This is a genomic window from Megasphaera micronuciformis F0359, from assembly GCF_000165735.1.
GTDB lineage: Bacteria > Bacillota > Negativicutes > Veillonellales > Megasphaeraceae > Megasphaera > Megasphaera micronuciformis.
Map to the genome: position 1 here is coordinate 119183 of NZ_GL538208.1, position 26382 is coordinate 145564.

The 26382-nt window shown below is 45.9% G+C and carries 26 protein-coding genes, 1 pseudogene and 1 riboswitch; of the genes and pseudogenes, 25 read left to right on the forward strand and 2 right to left on the reverse strand.

Going from position 1 to position 26382, the window contains the following annotated elements:
• Positions 1-58: 58 nt before the first annotated feature.
• Positions 59-170, reverse strand: a riboswitch (FMN riboswitch).
• A 53-nt stretch (positions 171-223) separates the two neighbouring features.
• On the reverse strand, positions 224-1630 hold the full coding sequence (locus tag HMPREF9429_RS04325) for an FAD-binding oxidoreductase (protein WP_006941933.1): 1407 nt from the start codon (positions 1628-1630) through the stop codon (positions 224-226).
• A 223-nt stretch (positions 1631-1853) separates the two neighbouring features.
• Between HMPREF9429_RS04325 and HMPREF9429_RS04330 the strand changes: the two genes are divergently transcribed.
• The 15 genes and pseudogenes from HMPREF9429_RS04330 (at position 1854) to HMPREF9429_RS04400 (ending at position 16139) form a co-directional block, all read left to right on the forward strand.
• Complete coding sequence (locus HMPREF9429_RS04330) at positions 1854-2159, forward strand: FtsB family cell division protein (RefSeq protein ID WP_006941934.1); 306 nt, start codon at positions 1854-1856, stop codon at positions 2157-2159.
• Between the two features lie 106 nt (positions 2160-2265).
• Positions 2266-2715, forward strand: coding sequence for a S1 domain-containing RNA-binding protein (locus HMPREF9429_RS04335; protein WP_006941935.1), 450 nt, complete (start codon positions 2266-2268; stop codon positions 2713-2715).
• An 83-nt stretch (positions 2716-2798) separates the two neighbouring features.
• Entirely contained in the window at positions 2799-3713 is a 915-nt protein-coding gene (locus HMPREF9429_RS04340; protein ID WP_006941936.1) for a Ppx/GppA phosphatase family protein, read from the forward strand.
• Positions 3710-5095, forward strand: a complete 1386-nt coding sequence (tilS, locus tag HMPREF9429_RS04345; RefSeq protein WP_006941937.1) for a tRNA lysidine(34) synthetase TilS — start codon at positions 3710-3712, stop codon at positions 5093-5095. The genes HMPREF9429_RS04340 and tilS overlap by 4 nt, the downstream gene beginning before the upstream one ends.
• Positions 5088-5628, forward strand: a pseudogene (hpt, locus tag HMPREF9429_RS04350) (hypoxanthine phosphoribosyltransferase). The gene tilS and the pseudogene hpt overlap by 8 nt, the downstream one beginning before the upstream one ends.
• A gap of 88 nt (positions 5629-5716) precedes the next feature.
• Positions 5717-7705 carry an ATP-dependent zinc metalloprotease FtsH gene (gene ftsH / locus HMPREF9429_RS04355; RefSeq protein WP_040773789.1) on the forward strand — a complete coding sequence of 663 codons (1989 nt, stop codon included), beginning with the start codon at positions 5717-5719 and terminating at the stop codon, positions 7703-7705.
• An 82-nt stretch (positions 7706-7787) separates the two neighbouring features.
• Positions 7788-8759 carry a biotin--[acetyl-CoA-carboxylase] ligase gene (locus tag HMPREF9429_RS04360; RefSeq protein WP_006941941.1) on the forward strand — a complete coding sequence of 324 codons (972 nt, stop codon included), beginning with the start codon at positions 7788-7790 and terminating at the stop codon, positions 8757-8759.
• A gap of 88 nt (positions 8760-8847) precedes the next feature.
• Positions 8848-9393 (forward strand): biotin transporter BioY, encoded by a 546-nt coding sequence (locus HMPREF9429_RS04365; RefSeq protein WP_006941942.1) that lies wholly within the window; start codon positions 8848-8850, stop codon positions 9391-9393.
• A 71-nt stretch (positions 9394-9464) separates the two neighbouring features.
• Positions 9465-10229, forward strand: coding sequence for a type III pantothenate kinase (locus HMPREF9429_RS04370; RefSeq protein WP_040773792.1), 765 nt, complete (start codon positions 9465-9467; stop codon positions 10227-10229).
• Entirely contained in the window at positions 10213-11196 is a 984-nt protein-coding gene (gene dusB / locus HMPREF9429_RS04375) for a tRNA dihydrouridine synthase DusB (protein WP_006941944.1), read from the forward strand. The genes HMPREF9429_RS04370 and dusB overlap by 17 nt, the downstream gene beginning before the upstream one ends.
• A gap of 151 nt (positions 11197-11347) precedes the next feature.
• Entirely contained in the window at positions 11348-11833 is a 486-nt protein-coding gene (gene greA, locus HMPREF9429_RS04380; RefSeq protein ID WP_006941945.1) for a transcription elongation factor GreA, read from the forward strand.
• 17 nt (positions 11834-11850) lie between these two features.
• Positions 11851-13359 (forward strand): lysine--tRNA ligase, encoded by a 1509-nt coding sequence (gene lysS, locus HMPREF9429_RS04385; RefSeq protein ID WP_006941946.1) that lies wholly within the window; start codon positions 11851-11853, stop codon positions 13357-13359.
• 61 nt (positions 13360-13420) lie between these two features.
• Positions 13421-14680 carry a hypothetical protein gene (locus HMPREF9429_RS04390; RefSeq protein WP_040773795.1) on the forward strand — a complete coding sequence of 420 codons (1260 nt, stop codon included), beginning with the start codon at positions 13421-13423 and terminating at the stop codon, positions 14678-14680.
• A gap of 71 nt (positions 14681-14751) precedes the next feature.
• On the forward strand, positions 14752-15216 hold the full coding sequence (gene brxF, locus HMPREF9429_RS04395) for a BREX-3 system P-loop-containing protein BrxF (protein WP_006941948.1): 465 nt from the start codon (positions 14752-14754) through the stop codon (positions 15214-15216).
• Positions 15217-15314: 98 nt separating this feature from the next.
• On the forward strand, positions 15315-16139 hold the full coding sequence (locus tag HMPREF9429_RS04400) for an undecaprenyl-diphosphate phosphatase (protein ID WP_006941949.1): 825 nt from the start codon (positions 15315-15317) through the stop codon (positions 16137-16139).
• A gap of 50 nt (positions 16140-16189) precedes the next feature.
• On the opposite strand, the gene HMPREF9429_RS04405 is transcribed toward HMPREF9429_RS04400, so the two are convergent.
• On the reverse strand, positions 16190-16660 hold the full coding sequence (locus tag HMPREF9429_RS04405; protein WP_006941950.1) for a hypothetical protein: 471 nt from the start codon (positions 16658-16660) through the stop codon (positions 16190-16192).
• A gap of 122 nt (positions 16661-16782) precedes the next feature.
• Here HMPREF9429_RS04405 and HMPREF9429_RS04410 point away from each other — a divergent pair, with 122 nt between their 5' ends.
• The 10 genes from HMPREF9429_RS04410 (at position 16783) to glmM (ending at position 26296) form a co-directional block, all read left to right on the forward strand.
• Entirely contained in the window at positions 16783-17310 is a 528-nt protein-coding gene (locus tag HMPREF9429_RS04410) for a DUF805 domain-containing protein (protein WP_040773798.1), read from the forward strand.
• Between the two features lie 52 nt (positions 17311-17362).
• Entirely contained in the window at positions 17363-18196 is an 834-nt protein-coding gene (locus tag HMPREF9429_RS04415; protein ID WP_006941952.1) for an energy-coupling factor transporter ATPase, read from the forward strand.
• Positions 18187-19056, forward strand: coding sequence for an energy-coupling factor transporter ATPase (locus HMPREF9429_RS04420; protein WP_006941953.1), 870 nt, complete (start codon positions 18187-18189; stop codon positions 19054-19056). The genes HMPREF9429_RS04415 and HMPREF9429_RS04420 overlap by 10 nt, the downstream gene beginning before the upstream one ends.
• The gene (locus HMPREF9429_RS04425) at positions 19046-19843 is read left to right on the forward strand and encodes an energy-coupling factor transporter transmembrane component T family protein (RefSeq protein ID WP_006941954.1); all 798 of its coding nucleotides are present in this window, start codon (positions 19046-19048) and stop codon (positions 19841-19843) included. The genes HMPREF9429_RS04420 and HMPREF9429_RS04425 overlap by 11 nt, the downstream gene beginning before the upstream one ends.
• The gene (gene truA, locus HMPREF9429_RS04430; protein WP_006941955.1) at positions 19834-20634 is read left to right on the forward strand and encodes a tRNA pseudouridine(38-40) synthase TruA; all 801 of its coding nucleotides are present in this window, start codon (positions 19834-19836) and stop codon (positions 20632-20634) included. Before HMPREF9429_RS04425 ends, truA begins: the two co-directional genes overlap by 10 nt.
• Before the next feature lie 130 nt (positions 20635-20764).
• Positions 20765-21442 carry a TVP38/TMEM64 family protein gene (locus tag HMPREF9429_RS04435; protein WP_006941956.1) on the forward strand — a complete coding sequence of 226 codons (678 nt, stop codon included), beginning with the start codon at positions 20765-20767 and terminating at the stop codon, positions 21440-21442.
• Between the two features lie 134 nt (positions 21443-21576).
• Positions 21577-22398, forward strand: a complete 822-nt coding sequence (gene cdaA, locus HMPREF9429_RS04440) for a diadenylate cyclase CdaA (RefSeq protein WP_006941957.1) — start codon at positions 21577-21579, stop codon at positions 22396-22398.
• Positions 22395-23318 carry a CdaR family protein gene (locus HMPREF9429_RS04445; protein ID WP_006941959.1) on the forward strand — a complete coding sequence of 308 codons (924 nt, stop codon included), beginning with the start codon at positions 22395-22397 and terminating at the stop codon, positions 23316-23318. The genes cdaA and HMPREF9429_RS04445 overlap by 4 nt, the downstream gene beginning before the upstream one ends.
• A 13-nt stretch (positions 23319-23331) precedes the next feature.
• Positions 23332-24945, forward strand: a complete 1614-nt coding sequence (locus HMPREF9429_RS04450) for an NAD(P)/FAD-dependent oxidoreductase (protein ID WP_040773801.1) — start codon at positions 23332-23334, stop codon at positions 24943-24945.
• Positions 24938-26296, forward strand: a complete 1359-nt coding sequence (gene glmM / locus HMPREF9429_RS04455) for a phosphoglucosamine mutase (protein ID WP_006941961.1) — start codon at positions 24938-24940, stop codon at positions 26294-26296. Before HMPREF9429_RS04450 ends, glmM begins: the two co-directional genes overlap by 8 nt.
• Positions 26297-26382: the final 86 nt, after the last annotated feature.

The window sequence follows — 26382 nt, forward strand, 5'->3', positions numbered from 1 at the left end:
CCTCCTATTAAAAAGCCCTGATTCCAAACGGAATCAGGGCGAATTATGTGCGTAAAGTACATATCTTCTCTCATCCAGACTATACTGTCGGTTTCGGAATCACACCGAATCTGCTTGCGCTTGCGGACTGTACCGCCGATCGGGAATTTCACCCTGCCCTGAAGATAGGTTATATATTCATTTATGTCTATATTATACGTTCAGCCGTTAGAAAAATCAATATCTAAGGTGTCGGGAAGGTAAAGATTTTGCCCGGATTCAGAATGTTATTCGGGTCCAAGGCCTTCTTGACGGCTCGCATCATGGATAGTTCGACAGGGGCTGTGAATTCTTCCATTAAGTCTCGACGTTTGTAGCCGATGCCGTGTTCACCCGATAATCGGCCGCCGACACTGTAAACGAAGGAATAGAGCTCTTGTTGGTTTCTGTCCGTCCGTGATTTCCATTCCTCGTAGGATAAGTTGTCATTTTTTAAAATATTCAAATGAATATTACCGTCGCCTGCATGGGCGGCAATTCGTGTTATCAAGGAGTATTTGGCAGATTGAGCGGCTATAAAAGTCAACAATTCCGGTTCCTTGTGGACGGGAACGACAATATCCTCTTTGCAGACAATAAGCGTTTCGGCTCGGACGGCCTCGGCAAAAGCTTTACGGGCTTTCCATATACGTTTGGAGTCGGCTACCAGGACGTCTACGGCACCATGCTTTGTGCACAGTTCGTCTAAACGGACTGTTTTATCGTCTACGTCATCTTCCGTTTCTCCTTCTATTTCTATGATTAAATGATTGCCGTTGCTGCCGGGTAAAGACATGTTCAAAAATTTTTCGACAGAATGCAGCGTAGCGGTATCCATAAACTCTATACATGTAGGTGTCAAGTTGTTGCGCAGTATATCCGAGACGGCATTGATAGCGGTTTCCGCCGTTTCGAAGACAGCCAGAATATCGACTTTATACGGTAAAAGGGGGAGCAGTTTGACTGTTGCGTTTGTAATGATACCCAGTGTACCTTCAGAGCCGATGATGAGACCGTCCAACATATAACCGGTAGACTGTTTTTTGAGTCGAGTGCCTAAACGGACGATTTCGCCGAGGGGATTCACAACTGTAATGTCATAAATTTGATGACGTGTCGTACCGTATTTTACAGCCTTGTTTCCGCCCGCATTGGTAGCTATATTGCCGCCTATTTGGCACGAGTCGCCGCTACACGGATCGCCGGCATAAAAAAGGTTATGCTTCATAGCCGCTTCTTGTAAATCAGCCGTACGGACCCCGGCCTCTACAACGGCGTACATGGCAGTATCATTGATTTCCAGAATATGATTCATCTTTTCCAACGATAAGACCAGGCCGCCGTAAATGGGGACGGCTCCGCAAGCAAGACCGGTACCGGCTCCACGGGGAACGACAGGAAAACGGTATTGGTTGGCCAAACGTACGACGGCAGCTGTCTGCTCAGTCGTCTCGGGAGTAACGACGACCTCCGGCAGATGATGATAAGCCGGGTCCGTTACCTCGTCGTGTGCATAAGGTTGCATCTTTTCTGTGTCCGTAATGACATTTTCCCGCCCCAAAAGAGATATCAGCTTGTCTTTGACTTCAGGCGTAATGGGTGAATAAGTCATAATGAAAGTCCTTTCCCGCAGGCATGAATTCCGTAATTCGGTATACGGCAATCATTCTACACTGCCAGTATCTGTTTATGTCTATTATAGACCGTGTTGTCGCGAGTGAGAAGTGGAGACTGAGAAAAAGCGGCTTAAATGACGGTCCGGATTCTTTATCTTACCTTATATACGTGATATACTGAAAATATTGTACGGTATAAGCGGTAAAAGGAGCCTGACTATGGCACAAGAACAAAGAAGGCGCAGGAAAGTGCGGCGACGCAAAAAAACGGGGACATCCTTATATAAAAAGATTATTATAGCTATTTTAATCTTTGGCGGCATATTTATCCTGAACCGCCTTTATTTGTTGTGGGAAATACATAGGGATATGCAGGTGACAATTCAACAGGAACAGGAACTGACTGAAGAAAATCATGAGCTGACGGACAAAAAGTCCAAGCTTATAGACCCGGATGAATTAATTAATAGGGCGAGAAAACAATTCGGTCTTGTTAAGCCCGGTGAAATACCGTATAAACAATAGATATTGTAAGGGTATATATAAATTATTAATTGAATTTTTTTCGTCCAATAGGTATAATGACAATAAATGCTCGGCATTTATATGCCTAAGGAGGACAAGTTACAGCATGGCAATTGAAGCAGGAAATGTGCTGGAAGGTATTGTTACGGGAATCACCGCATTCGGCGCCTTCGTTGAGCTGCCCGATAAAAAAGTGGGTCTTGTGCATATATCGGAAGTAGCGAATGAATATGTAAAAAACGTACATGATTTTTTAAAGGTCGGCGATAAGACGACTGTAAAAGTATTGAACGTTGACGACAGAGGAAAAATCGGACTGTCTATTAAACAAGCTCAGGCGGGTGGCGAAAAAAACGCTCAATCGGAACGCAAAGAGTTTCGACCCAAGCCCGAGTTTCGTGAGCGGAAATTCGATACACAACGCCGCACCGGAGGACCGTCCTCCTTTGAAGATCGGTTAAGCCGATTCTTAAAGGAAAGTGATGAACGGCTGATGGATTTAAAACGGAATACCGATTCCAAACGGGGCGGACGCGGTGCACGCCGTGCCGACTGAGACCGGTGGAATGTCGGACAACGGGAGTGTTCCTTTAAGGAATGCTCTTTTTGTTTTCTTAAGAGACAGGAGACTTATGCATTATGACTGAGACGGAGTATGCTGTTGTTGACATCGGGTCCAACTCTTTGCGGCTTATGCAGGGACTCTTATCCGACGGACAATGGCGATTTTATCCGAAACGAATGGCTACGACGCGATTGGCCATAGGTTTGGCTGAAACGGGGCATTTATGGTCTGACGGAATTGCGAACTCTTTGGCTGTTATGGAGGAGTGGAATCATAACTTACAGGGAATTCCCGTTTGTGCCGTCGCCACGTCGGCTGTGAGGGAAGCTAAAGACGGGCAGGCTTTTTTGGCAGAAGTACGCTGGCGCTTCGGTTGGCATTGTCGTATTGTGTCGGGACAGGAAGAAGGAGCTTTGAGTTTTGTCGGGGCTACCTCCCACGTATCCGATAATACGACCGTTGCCGTATTGGACATCGGTGGCGGCAGTACGGAAACGGTCTTGGGGAAAGACTGTGAAGTTTCATGGTCTCACAGCTATCCTTTAGGGGCTGTACGCTTGATAGAGACGGGCGGGAGCACCGCTGAAGGCTTGCAGGAGATCCGACATAAATGTGATTCTGCCTGGTTAAGGCAACCTGTTAAGCCTGAAACTCTGATTGGCGTAGGCGGAACCTTGACCTCCTTGGCTGCTATGGATGCCCGCCTGGAAATATACGACCCGGCTGTTACGGACGGATATGTTCTTAGCCGTGACAAGGTGAGTGAATGGTTGCGGCGTCTGGCCAATATGAGCGATGAAGAACGAAAGTGTGTGCCCGGCCTGGCATCACAGCGGAGTACCATTATTTTGGCAGGCCTGACTATTGCCGAGTCGTATATGACTTATTATGATATAGACGAAATTACGGTAAGTGAAAGAGATTTATTGGAGGGTGTTTTCTATAAACAGGCCTTTTATGATTCATGCCGTATTTATAAACCGCAATGATGGACGATTTGATCCGTAAGGTAGAATCCTTTTGTAAAAAAGAAAACTTACTTGACCGGCAAGATACGGTTATCGTTGCCGTATCGGGAGGACCTGACTCCATAGCCCTTTTACATATATTAGCCGCTTTGCAAGACCGATGGTCTTTGCACCTTGTTGCGGCTTACGTAAACCACGGATTGCGTGCGGCGGCCTTTGAAGAGGAAGTTTTTGTCGAGTCGCAAGCTCGGGCTGTGGGGGCTGAATTTTATTGTCGTCGTATCGATGCGGCGGCTATTGCCGAAAAGCAAGGGCTGTCAATTGAAACGGCGGGACGTAACGAACGCTATGCTTTCTTTTCCGAGTTGGCCGAGAAAACGGGGGCAGTGAGAATTGCCGTAGGCCATCATGAGGACGACCAGGCCGAAACGGTATTGATGCACTTGCTGCGGGGCGGCGGCGTGAGCGGAGCCGGGGCTATGAAAGCCAAAAACGGCCTGATTATTCGTCCCCTGTTGTGCGTGCCGCGTCAAGACATATTGACTGCCCTAAATGAGGTGAATTTGCCCTGGCGTGTTGATGAAAGCAACGAGTCGAGAGAATACTTACGGAATCGTATTCGTCATGATATCATGCCTTTGTTAAAGAATATCAATCCTCAAGTAACGGCAGCTTTAAACCGTTTTGCATCTATCAGCCGACAGGAAAATATGTACATGGAAAACGAAGCTGTAAAACAGTTGAAACTTGCAGAACGTCGAAACGAGCGGGGATTTTACCTGGATATTCCTATTTTGACAGACTTGCATGAGGCCTTGCAGCGCCGCGTGGTAAGACTGGCGGTACAAGAGATGACGAAAGATATATACGCACCTGACTTTGCGGCTGTCGAACGGATATTAGGCCTGTGCCGGGCAACATCGGGTAAGCAAGTGCGATTCAAGGATTTGATCGTTTACCGGCGGGGACGGGGATTGTGCTTTACCCGGGGTGTTGCAAGAAAGGCAACCTTATTTACAACCGATAGAGAAGAGGTTTTCATTAAAGGCCCCGGTACGTATGTACGAAACAATCTAATTCTTACAGTAAGACTTGTAAAAGAAAGTGACGACGAACTTAAGGAAAATGAGTTTTTCATTCCCCGCCCGAGTGAGTCGCAACCGCTGATCTGGAGATGCCGTCGCGGCGGTGACGTGGTTTTTATAAGAGAACGGTATCATAAATCATTAAAAAAGTATTTCATTGAAAAAAAAATACCTGTCGATTGCCGCGGGAAGTTGCCGTTATTGTGCAAGGACAACGAGGTATTGTGGATATTCGGTGATGCTGATTGGGCCGCCCCGCTGAGACTGAGAAAGGGAGTGGCCGTAGGCGCCGTTACGGAAGGAGATATACATGCATAAGGATTTGGAGAAAGTGTTGTTTACACAAGAAGAACTCGCAGCCCGCGTACGGGAATTGGGAGAACAGATTACGAAAGACTATGAAGGTAAAAGCTTGCTTCTCGTATGTATTTTAAAAGGAGCCGTGACTTTTTTTTGCCGACTTGGCCAGAGAAATCAAGCTTCCTGTCGAATACGATTTTATGGTTTGCTCCAGTTACGGTGATTCTACCGATTCGAGCGGATTTGTAAAAATTCGTAAAGATTTGGATACGGATGCCAAGGGCAAGGATATTCTAATTATTGAGGATATTATTGATACGGGGACAACATTAAGCCGACTTAAACCTATCTTGGAAGATCGCGGTGCAGCGTCTGTCAGGATTGCAACCATCCTCAACAAGCCGTCCCGTCGTCGGGCGGATGTACACGTCGATTATAACGGTTTTGAAATTCCCGATGCTTTTGTAGTCGGTTACGGTCTTGACTATGCAGGCCGGTATCGGAACATTCCTTATGTAGGGATTTTAAAGGAATCGGTTTATAAGGCTTAGATATTGTGATATAGGCATAATTATGGTAATATAAAAATGTATACAGTTTTGCTATACAAAAGAAAAGAAAGAAGAAAGGAGCAATATTTTGAGTAAATTTGTTCGAAATGTCGCCTTATATTTACTGGTGATTATCGTAGCAGTTACGGTTGTCGACTCGTTTATTGGCAATAAAACGGATAAGTCCGAAATTACATATACAAATTTTTTGACGCAAGTACAGCAGAAAAAGGTTGATTCAGTACAAATTACAGCAGATCATTCGATTACGGGGCAGCTGAAAGACGGCTCTTCGTTTACTACATACGCACCTACGGATGCGGCATTGATGCCGGCTCTGAAAGATTCGGATGTCAATGTAGTGGCTAAACCGCCCGAACAACCGTCGTGGTGGATGAGTGCTCTGGCATCTATTGTGCCTGTTTTGATTCTTGTCGTCGTATTTTTCTTCTTCATGCAGCAGACGCAAGGTGGCGGAAGCCGAGTGATGAACTTCGGAAAGAGTCATGCCAAAATGCATGGTGAAGGTAAGGTAAAGGTGTCGTTTAAAGATGTGGCGGGAGCAGATGAAGCTAAAGAAGAGTTATCGGAAATCGTAGAGTTTTTACGTAACCCTGCTAAATACAATGCCATTGGAGCCAAAATTCCCAAGGGCGTACTTCTTTTCGGCCCTCCCGGTACAGGTAAAACCTTACTGGCCAGAGCTGTTGCCGGGGAAGCGGGCGTACCCTTTTTCAGCATCAGCGGGTCCGATTTTGTGGAAATGTTTGTCGGCGTCGGTGCATCACGTGTACGTGACCTCTTTGCACAGGCGAAAAAGAATGCACCTTGTATTATCTTTATTGACGAAATCGATGCTGTCGGTCGTCAGCGCGGTGCCGGTCTCGGCGGCGGTCATGATGAACGGGAACAGACGTTGAATCAGTTACTGGTTGAAATGGACGGCTTCGGGGCTAATGAAGGCATTATTACGATTGCGGCAACAAACCGACCGGATATTCTCGATCCGGCCCTGCTTCGTCCCGGCCGTTTTGACCGTCAGATTACGGTGGATCGTCCCGATTTGCGCGGTCGCGTGGCTATATTGAATGTTCATGCCAAGGGTAAGCCCTTGAGCAAGGATGTGGATTTAAAGACCATTGCCAAGAAAACTCCCGGGTTTACCGGTGCCGACTTGAGCAATCTTTTGAATGAAGCGGCCTTATTGGCGGCTCGTGCGGATAAAAAGATTATCACTATGGCGGAACTTGAAGAAGCCAGTGAAAAGGTGGCCTTCGGTCCCGAACGGCGCAGTCATGTTATCAGCGAAAAGGAAAAGAGGCTTACGGCCGTTCATGAATCGGGCCATGCATTGGTGGCTTACTTGTTGCCCGAAGCGGACCCGGTTCATAAAGTAACCATTATTCCGCGCGGTCGGGCTGGCGGTTATACGATGATGCTTCCCGATGAAGATCGTTCGTATGAAACCAAATCTTACTACTTGGCTCAGATTCGTGTCGCTTTAGGCGGGCGTGCGGCTGAACAGATTGTTTTCAACGAAATCAGTAGCGGCGCTTCCGGAGATCTACAGAATGTAACGCATATTGTTCGTCAAATGATTACTCGGCTCGGCATGAGTCCCAAGCTCGGCCCTATGGTATTCGGCGAACAGCAGGACCAGGTATTCCTCGGCAAGAGCCTCGGCCATGAACGTAACTATGGTGAAGGCGTTGCAGAGTTGATTGACAAGGAAATGCATGACCTTGTTACTACGGCTTATGACGATGTTATTCGCATGTTGGAAGAACATCGGGATGCATTGAATCATATGGCGGCAGCTCTTATGGAAGTGGAAACGATTAACCATAAACAGGTTGAAAACCTGATTAAGTACGGGGCTTTGGAAAGTCCTGAAGAACGTGCCGAAAAGAAAAAAAATGAAGCTCAAAAGGCTGAACAAGTAGAAACAACGGAAACGGTTGCTGAAACGGTTGTTACCGACAAGGAAGAAACGCATATCAGCCCGTGGGGTAATGACTTGTCAGTGTCTTCTACGGAAGAAACTACGGCTACGGAAGAAAAGCCGGATAAAGAATAAAAGAGAACACGCCCTGCATACGGTAGGGCGTGTTTTTACAAGAAAAGTCTGAAATATCTGTGTAAATGAAAGGAGTTTACATATGCGTCAGAGTATACTGTCATATTTGTTGGCCCATCGTGGTGAATTCATTTCGGGACAACGTTTATCTGAAGAGTTGGGAATAACGAGGACAGCTGTTTGGAAGCATATTTGTATGCTCCGTGAAAAAGGGTATACTATTGATTCGTATACGAAAAAGGGTTATTGCCTTACAGGCGTACCCGACCTGCTTGACCCGGAAGCGGTATCGAAAAAGGTACACACCGCGTATATAGGTAAGAATGTCGTCTATGAAGAACGGACAGCATCGACTAATACGGTGGCTAAGGACTTGGCTCACAAGGGGGCTGTGGAGGGAACCGTTGTTATTTCAGAGGAACAAACCGGCGGTAAAGGTCGGTTGGACCGTTCTTTCTTTTCCCCTTATGCCAAGGGAATCTGGTTTTCCGTTATTTTACGCCCTGATTTCCCGCCTGTGGAAGTATCAAAAATGACACTGCTTACAGCCGTTGCCCTGACACGTGTATTCAGATCCTTCGGTCTTGAGAAGTGTGTCATAAAATGGCCGAACGATATATTAGTAGACGGTAAAAAACTTGTCGGCATTTTGACAGAGCTCAGTGCTACGATGGAGAAGGTTAATTATGTTGTTACGGGTATGGGGATTAATACGTCTTTTACCCGTGACGAGTTGCCGGCGGACCTTCAGGATAAAGCAACCAGTTTCCTCATCGAAGGCGTGACGGTAGGGCGTAACGAATTGTGGCAAGCTGTTATGGAAGAACTGGAACGCTATTATGAAATGGCCAAGCATGAAGGATTTTCCTGTATTCTTGATGAATGGCGCAGCCTGTCCGTTACATTGAATCAAGACGTGGAAATAGTAAAAACACAAGGAGTAACTTACGGTAAGGCGGTAGATATAGATGATGACGGTAATTTAATCGTCGTCGGGCCTGACGGCCCCGTACGGATTGTAGCCGGTGACGTTCGGATCCGCCCCAAAAAATAATCGTCAACCATATTGAATAAAAATAAAGTTGACCATAAGACCTCCAACTGATAAGATAAGCATATATATCAGTCAGGAGGTTTTTTTTATGTCTATTCAAAAGATGACGGGTGTCGCTGTTTTTGCGGCACTCGTCACCGTATTTTCACAAATGTCTTTACTTATCGGCCCGGTACCGCACACGATGCAGATTTTTGCCGTCACGCTGGCCGGAGTCGTCTTAGGGCCGAAGAGAGGAGTCTTATCTATTGTAGTTTGGGAGTTATTGGGAGCCTTCGGACTACCGGTTTTTGCCATGGCACATGGAGGACTTACCTCTTTGCTCGGACCGCTTGTCGGTTTTTTTATTGGCTTTTTTATTCATGCATATGTATGCGGGCTGACTAACAATATGCGGCTTATACCGGCCATTTTGTGTAATATCCTATCCTTGGCAGTTGTATATTTTCTCGGCGTTACAGGCTTCTGGGCAGAGTATAATTTCCTTTTGGGTAAAGCCATTCCCGTCAGCAAGGCTTTTGCAGCCTGTGCAGCTCCTTTTATTGTCTTTGACATTATTAAACTGGTTTTAGCCGTAACGGCGGGGAGAAGAGCTGTCCGCATCTTGAAAAAAGCGGGGATCAATTTGTACTAAAGGCTGTTCAAGGGGTCTTAACTTTGTTATCATAAAGGGAAAATACAGATTCATATAGGAGTATGATAACGATGTTATTGGTTATTGATGTGGGCAATACGAATATAGTCCTCGGAGTGTATAAGGACACGGAACTTCTGGACCATTGGCGTATATCGACGGATCGTCAAAGAACGACGGACGAATACGGCGTGCTGATTCGTGAACTTTTTTATTTAAACGATTTGCGAGCTGACGATATTAACGCAATCATTATTTCATCTGTCGTGCCGCCTGTCGTGCCTACGTTGGAAAGAATGTGTCAACGTTATTTCGGCCTTTCACCTCTGCTTATCGGGCCGGGTGTAAAGACGGGTATGGATATCCGATACGATAATCCCCGTGAAGTCGGAGCCGATCGTATTGTCAATGCCGTGGCTGCTTATGAAAAGTATGGCGGCCCCGTTATTATTGTAGATTTCGGTACGGCCACGACTTTTTGTGCCGTCGATGCCAAAGGGGTGTATTTGGGCGGCTCCATCTGTCCGGGTATCGGCATATCCACGGAGGCGCTTGTACAAAGAACGGCTAAATTACCGCGTATTGAATTAAAACGCACCGATTCGGTTATTTGCAGAAATACGATTGAAAGCATGCAAGCCGGTGTTTTTTACGGCTTTGTGGGACAGGTAGAAGGCATTGTTTCCCGTATGCGTCGAGAGTTGGACATGTCTGCTCGTGTCGTAGCAACCGGCGGACTGGCAGTCGTCATTGCACCGGCTACAAAGGCTATTGATGTAGTTGAACCTATGTTGACATTAGAAGGTCTCAGGATTATTTATGAACGCAATCGATAGGCCTGTACGTTTCGGCTCGGTAGAAATAGAGTCGCCCTTAATACTGGCTCCTATGGCCGGTGTCTGCGACCTGCCGTATCGGATGATTGCTCGAAAACACGGTGCGGCTCTGGTTTGTGCGGAAATGGTCAGTGCTAAAGGCTTGGTATATGGTAATAAGCATACACGTGAAATGTTGACTGTCCATAAAAACGAACATCCTTTGTCAATGCAGCTTTTCGGGGCGGAGCCGGAAATTATGGCCCGAGCGGCTAAGGTTGCACAAGAGTACGGCGCCGATATCATAGATATCAATATGGGCTGCCCTGTACGAAAGGTTGTTCAGAACGGCGAAGGATCGGCTCTGATGAAGAATCTTCCTCTGGCGGAAAAAGTAGTGAGTGCCGTTGTTAAGGCCGTGTCGGTCCCCGTTACCGTAAAAATGCGTACCGGTTGGGATGACATCGAATTCGTTGCACCCGAGTTGGCCCGTCGATGTGAAGCGGCAGGGGCAGCGGCTCTTGCTGTTCACGGACGAACGCGAGAGCAATTTTACAGCGGTCGTGCGGACTTGGAAAAAATTGCCGCTGTCGTCAAAGCCGTGTCTATTCCTGTTATAGGTAACGGTGATATTACGGATGGTCCTTCGTGTGCGCGCATGTTTGAGGAAACGGGTTGTACTGCCGTCATGATCGGACGTGGCGCTCAAGGAAATCCGTGGATTTTTGAGGAAGTTCGTGATTATCTGTCCGGAAGAACTGTACAAAAGCCGTCGGCGGCAGACCGTTATGCAGTGCTTTTAGAACACTTTGAAAGTCTTATTCGCTTTAAAGGGGCTCATATTGCTCTTAGAGAAATGCGTTCTCATGCCTCCTGGTATACCAAGGGGCTTTTCGGCTCAGCGGCATTGCGTGAGCGAATTAACCGAACCTCAACAGTTGAAGAGTTTAGACAGGTCATCTCCGAGGTGGCAAAATGCACGGTGTAAAGGTGAGCTTTTACATGCCTTTGTTTGACATTGACGATAGGGAAGAATATAATTAAATGTACTTGCGTACTTGTTAATTTACTCAGGAATAGAGTCCGACAGGACTGCTATTCCTGTTTGCAATCTATGGGCAAAAGGAGCATTCATATTCATGTCTAACGAAACACTGATTACAGCCGACGGGCTCGAAAAACTAAAAGAAGAATTGAACGAACTTAAATCGGTTCGTCGTATTGCCGTTTCTCAACGAATTAAAGAAGCAATCGCTTTAGGTGACTTGAGCGAAAACTCCGAATACGATGATGCCAAAAATGAACAGGCGTTTATTGAAGGCCGCATTGTTGAATTGGAAAATAAAATCAGAACAGCCAAAATTATTGAAGAATCAACTGATGATGTAGCCAAAGTTCGTCTGGGCTCCAAGGTGATTTTGGAAGATGTGGAAACGAAAGAACGCTTTGAATATACCGTCGTGGGTACAGCTGAAGCGGATCCGTTCAACAACCGAATCTCTAATGAAAGCCCTGTGGGAGCTGCAATTTTGGGTCAAAATGTGGATAAAGAAAATCCCGTTATCGTATCTGTAAAGGCTCCGGCCGGTGAAGTACAATATAAGATTTTGCCCTTTGAAGGCTAGAGTCGAGGAGGATAAGTATGTCTGACCAGGAAAAAAAAGCAGTACCGCATATTGAAGAAGAAAAATTAAATGACCAAATGGTGATTCGCCGCGAAAAGATGCAACAGTTTGCAGATGCCGGCGTATATCCTTTCGGTCAAAAATATAATTGGACCCATCATGCACAAGACATTAAAGACCGTGCGGAAGCGTTAGAAAAGGACGGCACGACGGTCAGTCTGGCAGGGCGACTCATGGCTTTGCGCCGCCACGGCAAAACTGCTTTTTGTGTCTTGCGCGATATAAGCGGGGAAGTACAGTTATACTTTCGTAAAGACGTAGTCGGTGAAGCTTCATACGAGCTTTTTAAACTTCTCGATATCGGGGATATTGTCGGTGTTGAAGGGGATGTTTTTACAACGCATACGGGGGAAACAACGGTGCGCGTAGTTACTTGGACGCTCTTGTCCAAGTCTCTGCGTCCTTTGCCGGAAAAGTTTCACGGCCTGACAGATAAGGAAACGAGATATCGTCAACGTTATCTGGATCTTATTGTCAATCCGGAAGTCAAAAACACCTTTATTATGCGATCCCGTATTATTAAAGGCATTCGCGAGTATCTGGATGCACGTAACTTCTTGGAAGTGGAAACGCCCATGTTGCATAATATTGCCGGCGGTGCGGCGGCTCGTCCCTTTGTGACACACCACAACGCTTTGGATATGGACATTTTCCTGCGTATTGCTCCGGAGTTGCATTTAAAGAGATTGCTTGTAGGCGGCTTAGAACGTGTTTATGAAATGAACCGCTGCTTCCGCAATGAAGGGATTGACACACGGCATAATCCGGAATTTACTACTGTTGAACTGTACCAGGCCTTCGGTGATTTGGAAGATGTTATTCGCATTACGGAAGAACTCGTATCTGAATTAGCTCTGAAATTGTACGGCACAACGAAAATTACGTACATTGATAAAGAAATAGAATTGGCGGCTCCGTGGAATCGCATGACCATGATTGAAGCTGTGGAAAAATACACAGGCAAAGACTTCTCTAAGGTTGAGACCGTCGAAGAAGCTCGTAAAATTGCCGATGAACTCCATGTTGAATACGGAGAATACGACGGAATCGGCAAGATTATTAATGCTTGCTTTGAAGACTATGTTGAAGAAAACCTTATTCAACCGACCGTGATTACGGGGCATCCTTTGGAAATTTCGCCCCTTACGAAACAAGATGCGTCCAATCCTTTGTTGACCCATCGATTCGAAGCCTTTATTTATGGCCGTGAATTGGCTAACGGGTTCTCCGAATTGAATGATCCTCTCGATCAGCGGGATCGCTTTATTAAACAAATGGAAGAACGAGCTCACGGCGATGACGAAGCCCACCAAATGGACGAAGATTACTGCCGTGCACTTGAATACGGTATGCCGCCTGCCGGCGGTTTAGGTATCGGCATCGACAGATTGGTCATGTTCCTTACAAACAGTCCGTCGATTCGCGACGTGCTCTTGTTCCCCTTGAGTCGTCCCGAACAGAAATAATATGCCCGGCACCTTCTGAATTGTCTCAGGAGGTGCTTTTTACATACGAAAAGGAGATATTATGAAAAGATTTTACTCCTTACTTGCCGCTTTGTGCATGCTTATGTCCCTGCCGGTTGCAGCTTCAGCGGCAGATGCAGATAATGTAAAGTCGGAAAAAATACCTGTTCGCCTTTTAAGTGATGTAGATGTGAAAGAGTCAAAAACTACAAAGGCAGAGCAGGAAAAGGAAACAAATTACAAAGTAAAGGCCTTGGAAGACGCTTTAAAAAACGGAGATTTACCGGTATATGAAACAAGACCGTATGAGAAGGCCACTTTGCCGGAAGGAATAGAAGCGGTTCCGCTGAGTCCTTTGAAAGACGGCGCGTTTGCTGTCGGCAAGCTGCATAAGGGAACCGGTCTTGAAGAAGTATTGAAAATATACGGTTATCCGCAAAAGAGAACGGAAACGACGCATTTATTGAAGCTGACTTATGAAAAAGAAGACTTGGCTATGCGCGTTATCTTGAGAAAGCCTGTGGCACCGGCTTTAAAAGAAAACAATATTGATAAAAATCGTATACAAACAGGTGTAGAGTCTGTATATTTAACGAAGGGCGACTCCGTTATTATAGGTGATGATTTGACAATCGGAACACCTGTGGAAATTCTGATTCGCCGCTTCGGTCGTCCCGACCGGTTGTTGCGAGACACGGATGCCAATGTATATTATTTTGTGTACTCTTCTCTGTCCGAATGGGAAGATTTAGTTTTTGCCGTCGGTGACAGGAAGATTCGTCGTGTTGCCATGATGCCTGCAAGGCCTCCGTATACGGTGCGGCAAAAAGGTGTAAACGTCGGTACGGGCTTAACTAAAGAAGATTTTACGCTCATGGGCTTTCAGCCGGGAAGTAATTTTTCGCGAGATAAATATAATATGTGGCAGACCGTTATTAAAAGAGGGAAGACCGAATTTTGGCTCTATGGTGATTACGGAGTGGAATCGGACGGAATCGGTAAGGTGCAGCAAGTATTTCTTCTTTCCAACTCGGCGTATACGAGCAGAGGCATTACCTTAGGCTATCATGTATCGACCTTATTGGCTGCCTATGGAGTACCGAATCGCATTATTGCCGGTCCTGACGGCGAGGATTCTGTAGATGCATACTACTATGACAGTCCCTATGACAGAGAGACATCTCTGGTATTTACGGTGCAGCATGAGAAGCATTATATAAATGATATAATTCTTACGAATAAGCCTATTAAGGACATTCAGGATTCGCTGGGAAGATACGGATTGAAAGAAAGAAAGGCTATCGCAAAAGAATATACCTAAGGTCTTTACTTGAAGAGATACAATCAAGTATAATGAAACCAATCAAATACTAGCAAACGAAGGTGATTTTCATGGTTACAGATGCAGAAGTCTTAAAGCGGTGGAAGTACATTGCACAGGAAGATGAAAAGTTGCTGATTCTCATCGGCGGCCCCGGTTCCGGTAAAAGCCGGATTATTCGAGATTTAACTTATCAGGAAGGATGGAAGGTCTGCGAAGCCCGAGAGTTGTTTGATGACGAATTCTTGGAAATTCCCCGTGCTGATCGTCCGGAAAAGGCCATTGACCTTATTGCCAACGCTATCAGGCGGTTAAATGCTCGCGTTGTCATGATTGATAATGTCGGCTTCCTCTTTGCACCTATTCTGAATTTAAATCCCGTTGCAATGCTCAAAGAACTGAGCCGCGAATGCCCGATTATTGTAAGTTGGAGAGGTAAGCTCGAAGGCAATACACTCTACTTTGAACACAACGGCGATCCTAAATATGCAAAATTTATTGTAGAAAATCCTAATCATGTTATTTCACTTGACTGACATATAAAAGCAATGCCCTCGGGCGTTGCTTTTTTTTTATCCGCCCCTGTGATATAATGAGCGACGTGTTAATTATGTCAGACAGTAAGGAGTAGATTATGAGCGATTATATGATAGCCGTCATACTCGGCATTGTCGAAGGGTTTACGGAATTCCTGCCCGTTTCTTCTACGGGGCACATGATACTCGTCGGTGATTGGCTTGGTTTTGACGGTCCCAGAGCGAGCGTTTTTGAAGTTTTTATCCAATTAGGTGCGATTTTATCGGTTCTTTTCATTTATAAAGAAAAGTTCATTTACATGTTGCAGCAGTATAAATGCGTGCATCTTTTGAAGAGAGAAAATTGGTTTCGACGTGATACGGGATTGACGTTGGCACATGTTGCCGTCGGCATTGTACCGGTCATGCTTGTCGGATTTTTTGCACACCATGCTATCAAGACCTACCTCTTTTCTCCCTTTACGGTTATTATAGGCCTTATTGTCGGTGGTCTCTTTATGTTGGCTGCTGAACGAGCAAGGATACCCGTAGTTTGTGATGATGTGGAAAAACTGACAATTGTACAGGCCTTTTTAGTAGGTGCTTTTCAAATGTTGGCTCTTTGGCCGGGATTTTCTCGCTCCGGCTCAACATTGGGGGGAGGCCTCCTGTTGGGTATCAGTCGGAAAGCTGCGGCCGATTATTCCTTTATTATTGCCGTTCCCGTTATGATTGTCGCTTGCTTTTATGATTTATTAAAAAGTCTGTCTTATTTAGGCGGTAGTGACTTGGCCATGATCGCCATCGGTTTTGTAACGGCCTTCGTCGTCGCTTATATTTCCGTCCTTTGGTTCTTAAAATTTCTCAATAAATCTACTTTGGCTTCCTTTGCATACTATCGCTTTGTAGTAGCAGTCGTTGCCTTTATCCATTTTATTTTGTAAATATAAAAAGAAGCGGTTACATGTTTAACATGTAACCGCTTTTGTGTTGCTTAGGCATGGCCACCTGAGAGGGAATAAAAATCATGCATGATATTTTGTATAAATGACTGGGGATTGGCTGAATCAGGCAAGTCGCGAACGATACTTTGCAGTAAGTTGGTAAACATCAAGTTAATACCTTGAGAATAGACCAGATAATAATACGTGACCTCTTCAGGAGCCCCGATAATAAGCGGTGCCAGTTGGTCGTTACTGGTAAAGGCAAGGTCGTAAAAAGAGAGGATATCTTCTTTAAACCGGCCTAAGTCCAATTTGTGAGAAGCATAATCTTCAGAAAAGGCGATGCCTATTTGAGCCAGACGTTCGGGGATTTCACTCAAACTGTCCGGAGCCTCTAATTCATGGTCTTCCATAACATGAATGAGTGTGTGCAAAGCTCCCGTGACGGATTCACAAAAGAAGTTAAAAGTAAACAGGCCTTCCGAACCTGTCGGATTTTCGTATATGTATGATTCTGACATAATATAACCTCCTACAATGTTTTTCTCTAGTGTATCACATAAAACAAAAATTTGAGTACCGCTCTATAATATGATACCATTGAAAGGAAATGCATGTTGTAGGGTCCTATACGGAGGAGAGTATGGCTACGGGGAAAAAAATAAAATTACAAAAACGTTCAACACCGCTTACACGTACAAGAGAAGGACTGTCCTTACCTGAAGGAGCGGGGAACAGCGGGTATATAGGTTTTCAAAACGCACAGGACTTGAAAGAAAAATATTTTGTGCGTACCGGACGTTTGGGCAGAATGCCTTTTGCTTTGCGTATGTTCGTTCTTTTTGTAGCCCAATTTATGTTTACCTTTATTTTGTACAATCGTATTGTAGAAGGAATTATTTTGGGTCAGCTATGGATTTGTGCACTCTTCGGTATTTTATTGATCCTTTTTACCGTGCCTACAGTCATGTCGCAAATATCTCTCGGTATCAGACGGTGTCATGATACGGGGCGAAGCGGTGCCTATTTTATCTTTCCGTATATTTGTTATTGCGGCGGTTTTGTGTTCCCTATTTTGGGTTTTCACGGAGCGACTACCATGGCATGGGTTACGGCATTCATCTTATATGTCGTTCTGGCACTTATGAAGAGTGCACCGGACGGACGATAATACGGTAGTGACTCCATGGGGAGTATAGCTATACACAAGTGAGGCTGGAAATATGTCCATTCCTATGATAAAAACCGAAAAATTAAGTCATACGTACGAAGATGAAAACGGAGACCTTGTTTACGCTGTTAAAGATGTATCTCTGACAGTAGAAGAAGGGGAATTTGTAGCTGTTATCGGTACAAACGGATCGGGGAAATCGACGTTGGCAAAACATTTCAATGCGTTATTGTTGCCTACAAGTGGTGTCTGTGAAATTGACGGGATGCGTACGGATAATGCCGATTTAATTTGGGATATTCGGCGTCGTGTCGGCATGGTTTTTCAAAACCCTGATAATCAAATCGTAGCGGCTGTGGTAGAAGAAGATGCGGCCTTCGGTCCGGAAAACCTGGGTGTGCCGTCAGCGGAGATTCGAGAACGTGTTGATAAAGCATTGGCGACCGTCGGCATGACGGCCTTTGTCAAGCATGCCCCTCATCTCTTGTCGGGCGGACAAAAACAACGAATTGCCATTGCCGGTATTTTGGCCATGCACTCGACGTGTATTATCTTGGACGAACCGACGGCCATGCTGGATCCTACGGGACGGGCGGAAGTCATGGAAACGTTGTTAAAGTTACATAAACAGGGTATTACGATTGTTCTGATTACTCATTTTATGGAAGAAGCCATTCAGGCCGATCGGGTTGTTGTCATGCATGACGGAGTTATTGAACGCCAGGGCGAACCGCATGAAATATTCTCGCATGTTCCCGAACTGTTGAATGCCGGTTTGGATGTACCCGTTGCTGCGGAAATAGCCGCAGGCTTACGCAAAAAAGGCATGGACTTGCCGCAGCAAATCATTACGGAGAAAGAATTGGGAGATGCTTTATGTCTATAAGACTGGAAAATGTGTCTCATGTATACGGTCGCAAAACGCCGAATGAGCATCTTGCATTAAAAAATATTAACTTGGAAATAAAAGAAGGCGAGTTCGTCGGTATTATCGGGCATACCGGTTCGGGAAAATCGACTCTCGTACAACTTTTAAACGGGTTATTGCAGCCTACGGACGGAACAGTTTATGTAGACGGCACGGATTTGTCCTGTAAGTCTAAGGAAGCCGTTGCGGCTCGCCGACGTGTAGGTATGGTTTTTCAGTATCCGGAATATCAATTATTTGAAGAAACGGTAGCTGACGACATCGCTTTCGGGCCAAAAAACTACGGTCTTTCGGAAGCGGAAGTTACAGAGCGCGTAAAAGAGGCTATGGATTTTGTCGGTTTGGATTATGAAACGTACGGAAAACGCTCTCCTTTTCGCTTGAGCGGCGGGCAAATGAGACGAGTGGCCATTGCGGGAATTATTGCCATGCGTCCCCGCTACCTGATTCTTGATGAACCTTCAGCAGGGTTGGACCCGGTAGGACGACGGGAGATTTTCGGACAGATTGAACGACGTTATAAAGAAACGGGGATTACGGTAGTCTTAGTGTCTCATAATATGGAGGATGTTGCGGCTCTGGCCAATCGCCTGATTATACTTAATCACGGTGAAATTGCGGCTGACGGTGTACCGACGGACATTTTTGCAACGGAGCGGGATATTTTACGGGCGGCCGGGGTTGATGTACCTCCTGTTACGCATGTATTGCAGTATTTGAAAGGGCGGGGACTTGATGTGGAGACGAGAGTCAAGACCGTGTCGGACGGTACGGATACCATTTATCGAGCGTTGAGGAGGAACGGTCATGCTGACTGATATTACATTAGGGCAATACTTTCCCGGAAACTCCTATCTCCATCGCTTGGATCCGCGTATGAAAATCATGGGGACCATGATTTTTATTTTTTCCGTCTTTTTAGCAAATGAACCTTTCTCATATGCTGTTCTGGCAGCTTTTATCGCTTTTACGTATGCTTTATCCCGGTTGTCCGTGCAGACTATGGTGAAGTCGCTGAAGCCCCTTTGGGGAATTATTATTTTCACCTTTGCCGTTCATGTTTTTACGACTCCGGGAAAAGAGTTGTGGACTTACGGTTGGATTCATATTACGGAAGACGGTATTTATAGGGGCTTTTTCATGACCTTAAGACTTGTGTATTTAATTGTCTTTTCATCACTTCTGACCTATACAACCTCTCCCATTGTTCTGACTGACGGAATTGAGCATCTTTTGTCTCCGTTTAAACGTTTCGGAGTGCCGGCACATGAACTGGCCATGATGATGACAATTGCTATGCGGTTTATTCCTACCTTGTTGGAAGAAACCGGTCGAATTATGAAGGCGCAAACGGCACGAGGAGCCAACTTTACAAGCGGTAACCTTTGGCAGAGAGGAAAGAATATGGTTCCTCTGCTAGTGCCCTTGTTTATCAGTGCCTTTCGTCGTGCCGATGACTTGGCGACAGCTATGGAAGCACGTTGTTACCGTGGCGGAGAAGGTCGTACCCGGTTACATGAGTTGGCATATAGCCGTCGAGACGGCGTAGCCTTTTTCGGAATTGTCGTTTTGACTCTTATACTGGCGGTGCTCAGATGGGTGTAATAAAGAATATATCTCTGAGACTGGCTTACGACGGCACGGAGTTTTACGGCTTTCAACGACAGTCGTCTCTGCCGTCGGTACAGCAACATGTAGAAGCGGCCTTATCGGGTATCTACGGTAGAAATATCCGTATATACGGAGCGGCTCGTACCGATTCGGGTGTTCATGCCCGTGGTCAGGTAGTCAATTTTTACGGCGATGATACGATTCCCGTAGAAAGACTTCCTTACGCCCTAAAGGGGAGCTTACCGCCGGCTATTGTAGTACTTTCGGCAACGTTGGAAAGAGAAAACTTCAGTGTACGTCATGATAATAAGGGAAAACATTATCGCTACACTTTGGTAAATGACGGCGTACCCGATCCGTTTATGTTGCGTTATGCCTGGTATATTCGGAAACCCTTAAATTGTGAAAGCATGAAAGAGGCGGCTTCATACTTAAAGGGAACACACGATTTTTCGGCTTTTGAAGGAGCCAATACGACACCTATGAATCCCGTAAAAACCATGTACGGTATTTTTGTTGTATCAAAGAAAAACAGAATTATCATAGATGTCGTGGGGAGCGGCTTTTTATATCATATGGTGAGAAATATGGCCGGAGCACTTGTCGATGTCGGTATGGGACGAAAATCTTCGCAACGAATTAAAGAAATCCTTAAAGGCGGGGACAGGCGTAAGTTAGGAGCTACGGCTCCGGCTCAAGGGCTGTGTTTGGAAGAAGTTTATTATAGTTCCGAGCGCTTGAATCAGGCCTTGGTTGCCTTGGAAGCGGGATTGGATACGGTATAATGAATCTGCGGCCTTGCATGCCTGTGATATAATATACATACTCGGTTTACTATGTATATTTTCATGGTACGACTCGGACGGTTTTTAAAGACAGTATGTTTATGTGAAAACGGTAAGAGGCGGGCAATTTATGAATGATAAAACTCTTCGACGACTTACGAGAGGTGCGGGTGTACTTGTCGTTCTTGTCGTTCTTTGGGCCATACAAGTAGTACGCCCCGATTTCTATACGACTATGTTGTCGCTTACCGTAGAAGGCGATATAAACGGGATGACGGCGTATATGGCCTCCTTCGGATATAAGGCTATATTTATCAGCGTTATTATGGTGGCTTTTGTCAACGCTATCGGGATACCGTCGGTTTTGTTTTTGACGGTTAACGGTGTCATATTCGGACTGATTCCGGGCATTCTTATTTCCTGGGCCGGTGAAGTCATCGGTATAGAAATCAGCTTTCATTTGACGCGAACGCTGTTTCGCGGTCAGGCACAGCGATTTATCGGTGGAAGTGACATGTTCGGTAAATTGGATTCATACAGCTGTATTCGAACGATTATGGCCGGACGGGCCATTCCGTATGCACCTAATGTAGTTGTAACGGCTTTGGGAGCTCTCAGTCATATCAGCTATCGCGATCATTTTATTGCCAATGTAATCGGTAAGTTTCCGGCCGTAGTTGTAGAAGTATGGTTGGGACATGACTTATTGTTAATACGCGAACATTGGCAGCGGCTCTTGGCAGTATCAGCTATTGTAGCTCTTGTTTACGGTATTTTGTGGTGGCGCAGAAAGCACGGAAATTCATAATTCTGAGGACAACCTTTCTTTTACAAAGGTTGTCCTTTTTGCATGTAGGAATGCCGGTTTATCTGGAAATTAGGTCGAAAATATTGTAAAATATTTCTAACTATTGTTACTTATTTGCAGACGGGAGAACGGCTATGTCTTATATACCGATTCAAGGATTTATCAGCAGCTTTAGGCTTTTAGATATTCTCGACATTGCCTTAGTTGCTTTTTTCTTGTATAAATTATTTTTGCTTTTGCGTAATACGCGGGCCGTATCCCTTATAAAAGGACTTGTTTTCCTGGGAATTATTACGGTTATCAGCCGTGCCTTGAATTTGCATGTTGTGAACTGGATTTTGCAGCAAGGCATGACGGTTATTTTAGTTGCCTTACCTGTCGTTTTCCAGCCGGAGTTACGTCGAGCTTTGGAACATATAGGTCGAGGCCGACTCTTCCACTCCAATCGTATGATCAGCGAAGAAGAGCTGGCACATATGTTGGATGAAATCATTCCTCTTACGGCCGGCCTTTCAAAGACGAAAACGGGAGCTCTGTTGGTCTTTGAAAGAGAGGTCGGGCTTAATGAAATTATCGATACGGGCATACAGATAGACGGCCTCGTATCTAAGGAGCTTTTGGGCAATATCTTCATTCCCAATACACCCTTACACGATGGAGCCGTAGTAATCCGTGAAGGCCGTATTATGGCGGCAGGTTGTCTATTACCCTTGACGACGGATCGCTCTTTGTCTACGGAATTGGGAACAAGGCACAGAGCGGCCATCGGTATCAGTGAAAAATCGGATGCCGTTGTCGTCGTAGTCAGCGAAGAAACGGGTGCCGTTTCTTACACATACGGCGGTCATATTTACCGACATTTGACAGACGAAGGCCTACGTAAGACTTTGGAAGGATTTTTCTCCAAACGGCCTCAAGGCTGGGTGAACTTTTTGAAGAGGAGATCCGATAAATGATAAAGGCACCGCAGGAAAAATGGAAAATTCAAATTATTTGTATTATCGTGGCCATCGGACTTTGGTTTGCCATTATCAGTGAACAAAATCCGATCAGTGAAGGTACTTATACGGTACCCGTTGTAGTGGAAAATCTGGATTCGCAATACGTCGTATCACAGGTGCCTAAAAGTGTATACGTCCACTTATCGGGACCGCGCAATACAATTATTAATGTTAACCCTGCCGATATTAAGGCATATATAGACATGAGTGAGGCTCAGGAAGGGACGATGAACGTACCCGTTCATGTTAAGATTCCGAGCGGTACGGAATTGAAGACGCAAAGCATCATGGAAGCTAATGTGCTGGTCGATGTGTATGCCGTTCAGGAATTTCCGCTTGTACCGCATTTAATGGGGAAACTTGCCGACGGTATTGCCGTTACGGGTATCAAACTTCTGCCTGAGCGTGTAGTTGTGTCGGGGGCAAAACGACTTATTCAGGAAGTGGATCGGGCTATTGTCGAAATCCCCATAGCCGGAAAGTCTTCAGACTTTACGACAATGTCTCCTATTCATCTTGTTCGCGCTGACGGCACTCCTGTTGAAGGTCTTGATTTGACACCTCATCAGAGCAGCGTAGCCTTGACACTTATTCAAAATGCTGCGTCCAAGAAGGTCCCTGTTATTGTGCCGACGTACGGAAGTGCGGATGCGTCTGTGAAGGTGAAGAAAATCAGCGTAGTTCCCGATATGGTAGAGATTCACGGCGATAAGGATAAGTTAGCCTCTATCGGCTCGATAACCCTCGAACCGATTAATTTAAACGGACTGGGTTCAGATAAAGATTTCCGAGTCGGTATTCCCTGGTCTATCGGTGACGGTACGATTGAACCTGACGTTGTAACGGTTAAGGTGGAAACGGAAGAGGCCGAATAAAGGAGAGACAGTTTTGTTACGATTGAACAATATACGCGTGGCTCTGCCTATGCGTGAAAAGCCGGTGGACATTGCAGCTCGTAAACTGCGGTGTTCTCCTGCGGATATACAAGAAGTAACGGTTGTGCGTCGCTCTGTTGATGCCAGACGCAAACCTCGTATATTTTTCGTCTTTACTCTGCAAGTAAGTGTAAAAAATGAAAAGACCGTGTTGCGGAAGTTTAAACTTGATGAATCGGTTCGAAAAATAGAAGAAATGAAGGCGGATCCGATTGTTTACGGGTCTGAACGACTGACTCACAGACCGATTGTAGTCGGCACCGGGCCGGCAGGACTGGGAGCGGCCTTGACGTTGGCGGAGCACGGTTATTGCCCTCTTGTCTTAGAGCGAGGATATGATGTAGATCGGCGCAGTGAAGCGGTACGCCGCTTTTGGGAAGACGGCGAGTTTGACAGTCGTTCGAATGTACAATTCGGAGAAGGCGGTGCCGGTACTTTCTCGGACGGAAAACTGACGACGCGTGTTAACCATCCCTTGTTGCGGCAGATTACACAAAAGTTGGTTGAGGCCGGGGCTCCGAAAGAGATTCTTTACGCGTACAATCCGCATATCGGTACGGACGTATTGCGTGCGGTTGTCAAAAACCTTCGTCGCAAAATTGAACGATTGGGCGGCGAGGTTCGCTTTGAATCCTGCTTGACCGATTTGATAACCGATGAAAACGGAAGTCTAAAGGCTGTTGTCGTCAACGGTAATGAAAGAATTGAAACTGAGGGGCTCATATTAGGAATCGGCCATAGCGCTCGTGATACGTATAGAATGCTGTATGACAGAAAGGTTTATCTTGAGAAAAAAGCCTTTGCTGTCGGTGTGCGTATTGAACATGATCAGAAAGTAATCGATCGGGCTCAGTACGGCTGTGATGCCGCTGATCTGGGGCTTGATGCAGCCGACTATAATCTGGTTTATCACGGTACGGACGGGAGAGCCTGTTACTCCTTTTGCATGTGTCCCGGCGGTACGGTTGTTGCCGCCGCATCGGAAGAAAAAGGTGTTGTAACAAACGGTATGAGTAAATACCGGCGCGACAGCGGCGTGGCCAACAGTGCTCTCGTTGTTAACGTAACGCCTGAAGATACGGGCGGTGATTCGCCCTTGGCAGGAGTGGAGTTCCAACGGCGTTACGAAATGGCTGCTTTTTTGGCGGCCGGTAGTAACTATAAGGCTCCGGTACAAACGGTAGGCAATTTTCTCGGTCGCACGAAAGAAGCGGTGCCGAGTGCGGTACATACGTATAAACCGGGCGTGACATTCTGTGACTTACATCAGCTTTTGCCGCCTTTTGTGACAGATACGTTGGCGGAGGCCCTGCCGTATTTTGGCAGAAAGATTCGCGGCTTCGATGATAATAGCGTCGTTATGACCGGTGTAGAAACGCGTACCAGTGCACCCATACGTATTTGTCGGAATGAAAAGACTCGTATGGCCGTACAGACGCAAGGTTTATATCCCGTCGGTGAAGGGGCGGGATATGCCGGCGGCATTATGAGTGCCTTTTTAGACGGAATGGAGACGGCAATCGTATTCATGAAAAAATATCACCCCGTGGAGGTAAAAAATGGCTAGATTATTCGGAACAGACGGTGTACGTGGCGTGGCTAATGCGTCGTTAACACCTGAATTGGCATATCATTTAGGTCGGGCAGCGGCTTTCATTCTCGGTAAGGATAAGGAACACCCGACCTTTTTAATCGGTCGCGACACGCGCCTTTCAGGTACCATGTTGGCCGATATTCTGGCAGCGGGTATTGCCTCTGCCGGTGGCAACTGCTTTATGGCGGACGTGATTCCCACGCCGGCTATCGCATATTTAACAAAACTTCATCATATGGATGCCGGTGTCGTTATTTCGGCATCTCACAATCCTTTTGAATATAACGGGATTAAGTTCTTTGACCAATATGGCTATAAGCTTCCCGATGAAACGGAAGATCTGATTGAAGAATTTATGCTGAAAGATGAAAGAGCAGGACAGGAAGGCCGCCCCACGGGAGCGGAAATCGGTACGATTACGGAGCTTCCGGACCTTCAGGAAGAATATATCGACTATATCGTCAACAGTACGGACGTTGACTTGAGCGGGTTAAAGGTGGTACATGATGCGGCTAACGGAGCGGCTTATAAGGTGGGTCCTGAAATCTTACGTCGTCTCGGTGCGGAATTGATTTCCATTCATGCCCAACCGAACGGAATTAATATTAATGATAAGTGCGGTTCCACCCACTTAGAAAGCATCAAAGAAGCCGTGTTGGCACATCATGCGGATTTGGGCATTGCCAACGACGGGGATGCCGATCGCTGTCTTGTTATTGATGAAAACGGCGAAGAACTTGACGGCGACAGAATTATGCTCATTTGTGCTTTGCAGATGAAGGAAGAAAAACGCTTACAAGAAGATACTGTCGTCGGCACGGTTATGAGTAATATAGGCTTTCATAAAGCGGCGAAGGAAATGGGTTGCAAGACGGAAGTTACGGCAGTAGGAGACCGCTATGTGTTGGAGTGCATGCGTAATAAGGGATATTCTCTCGGTGGAGAGCAGTCGGGACATATTATCTTTCTTGATTACAATACGACGGGAGACGGCTTGCTTACGGCTGTACAGCTCATGCGTGTTATGAAGAAACAGGGAAAGAAATTATCCGAATTAGCCGGTATTATGACGAAATACCCTCAAATTTTGAAAAATGTTCGTGTTGAGACCAAGTCCGGGTGGGAAGAAAACACCCTCATTGCCGCGGCCATTTCGGCAGGTGAATCGGAATTAGGCGACGACGGACGCATTTTAGTTCGGCCTTCCGGTACGGAACCGCTCATTCGAGTCATGGCCGAAGGACCGGATGAAGTTGAATTGGAACGCATTGTTGATGATATAGCAGCCGTTATCGAACACGAAATGGGTGAAGTGACGGAGTAGCCGTCCTGTAAAAGAGGTCCTGGCGGATCTCTTTTTTAGGCTTGTAAATAGTCACATTCGAATGCAGATGATATAATAATCGAAAA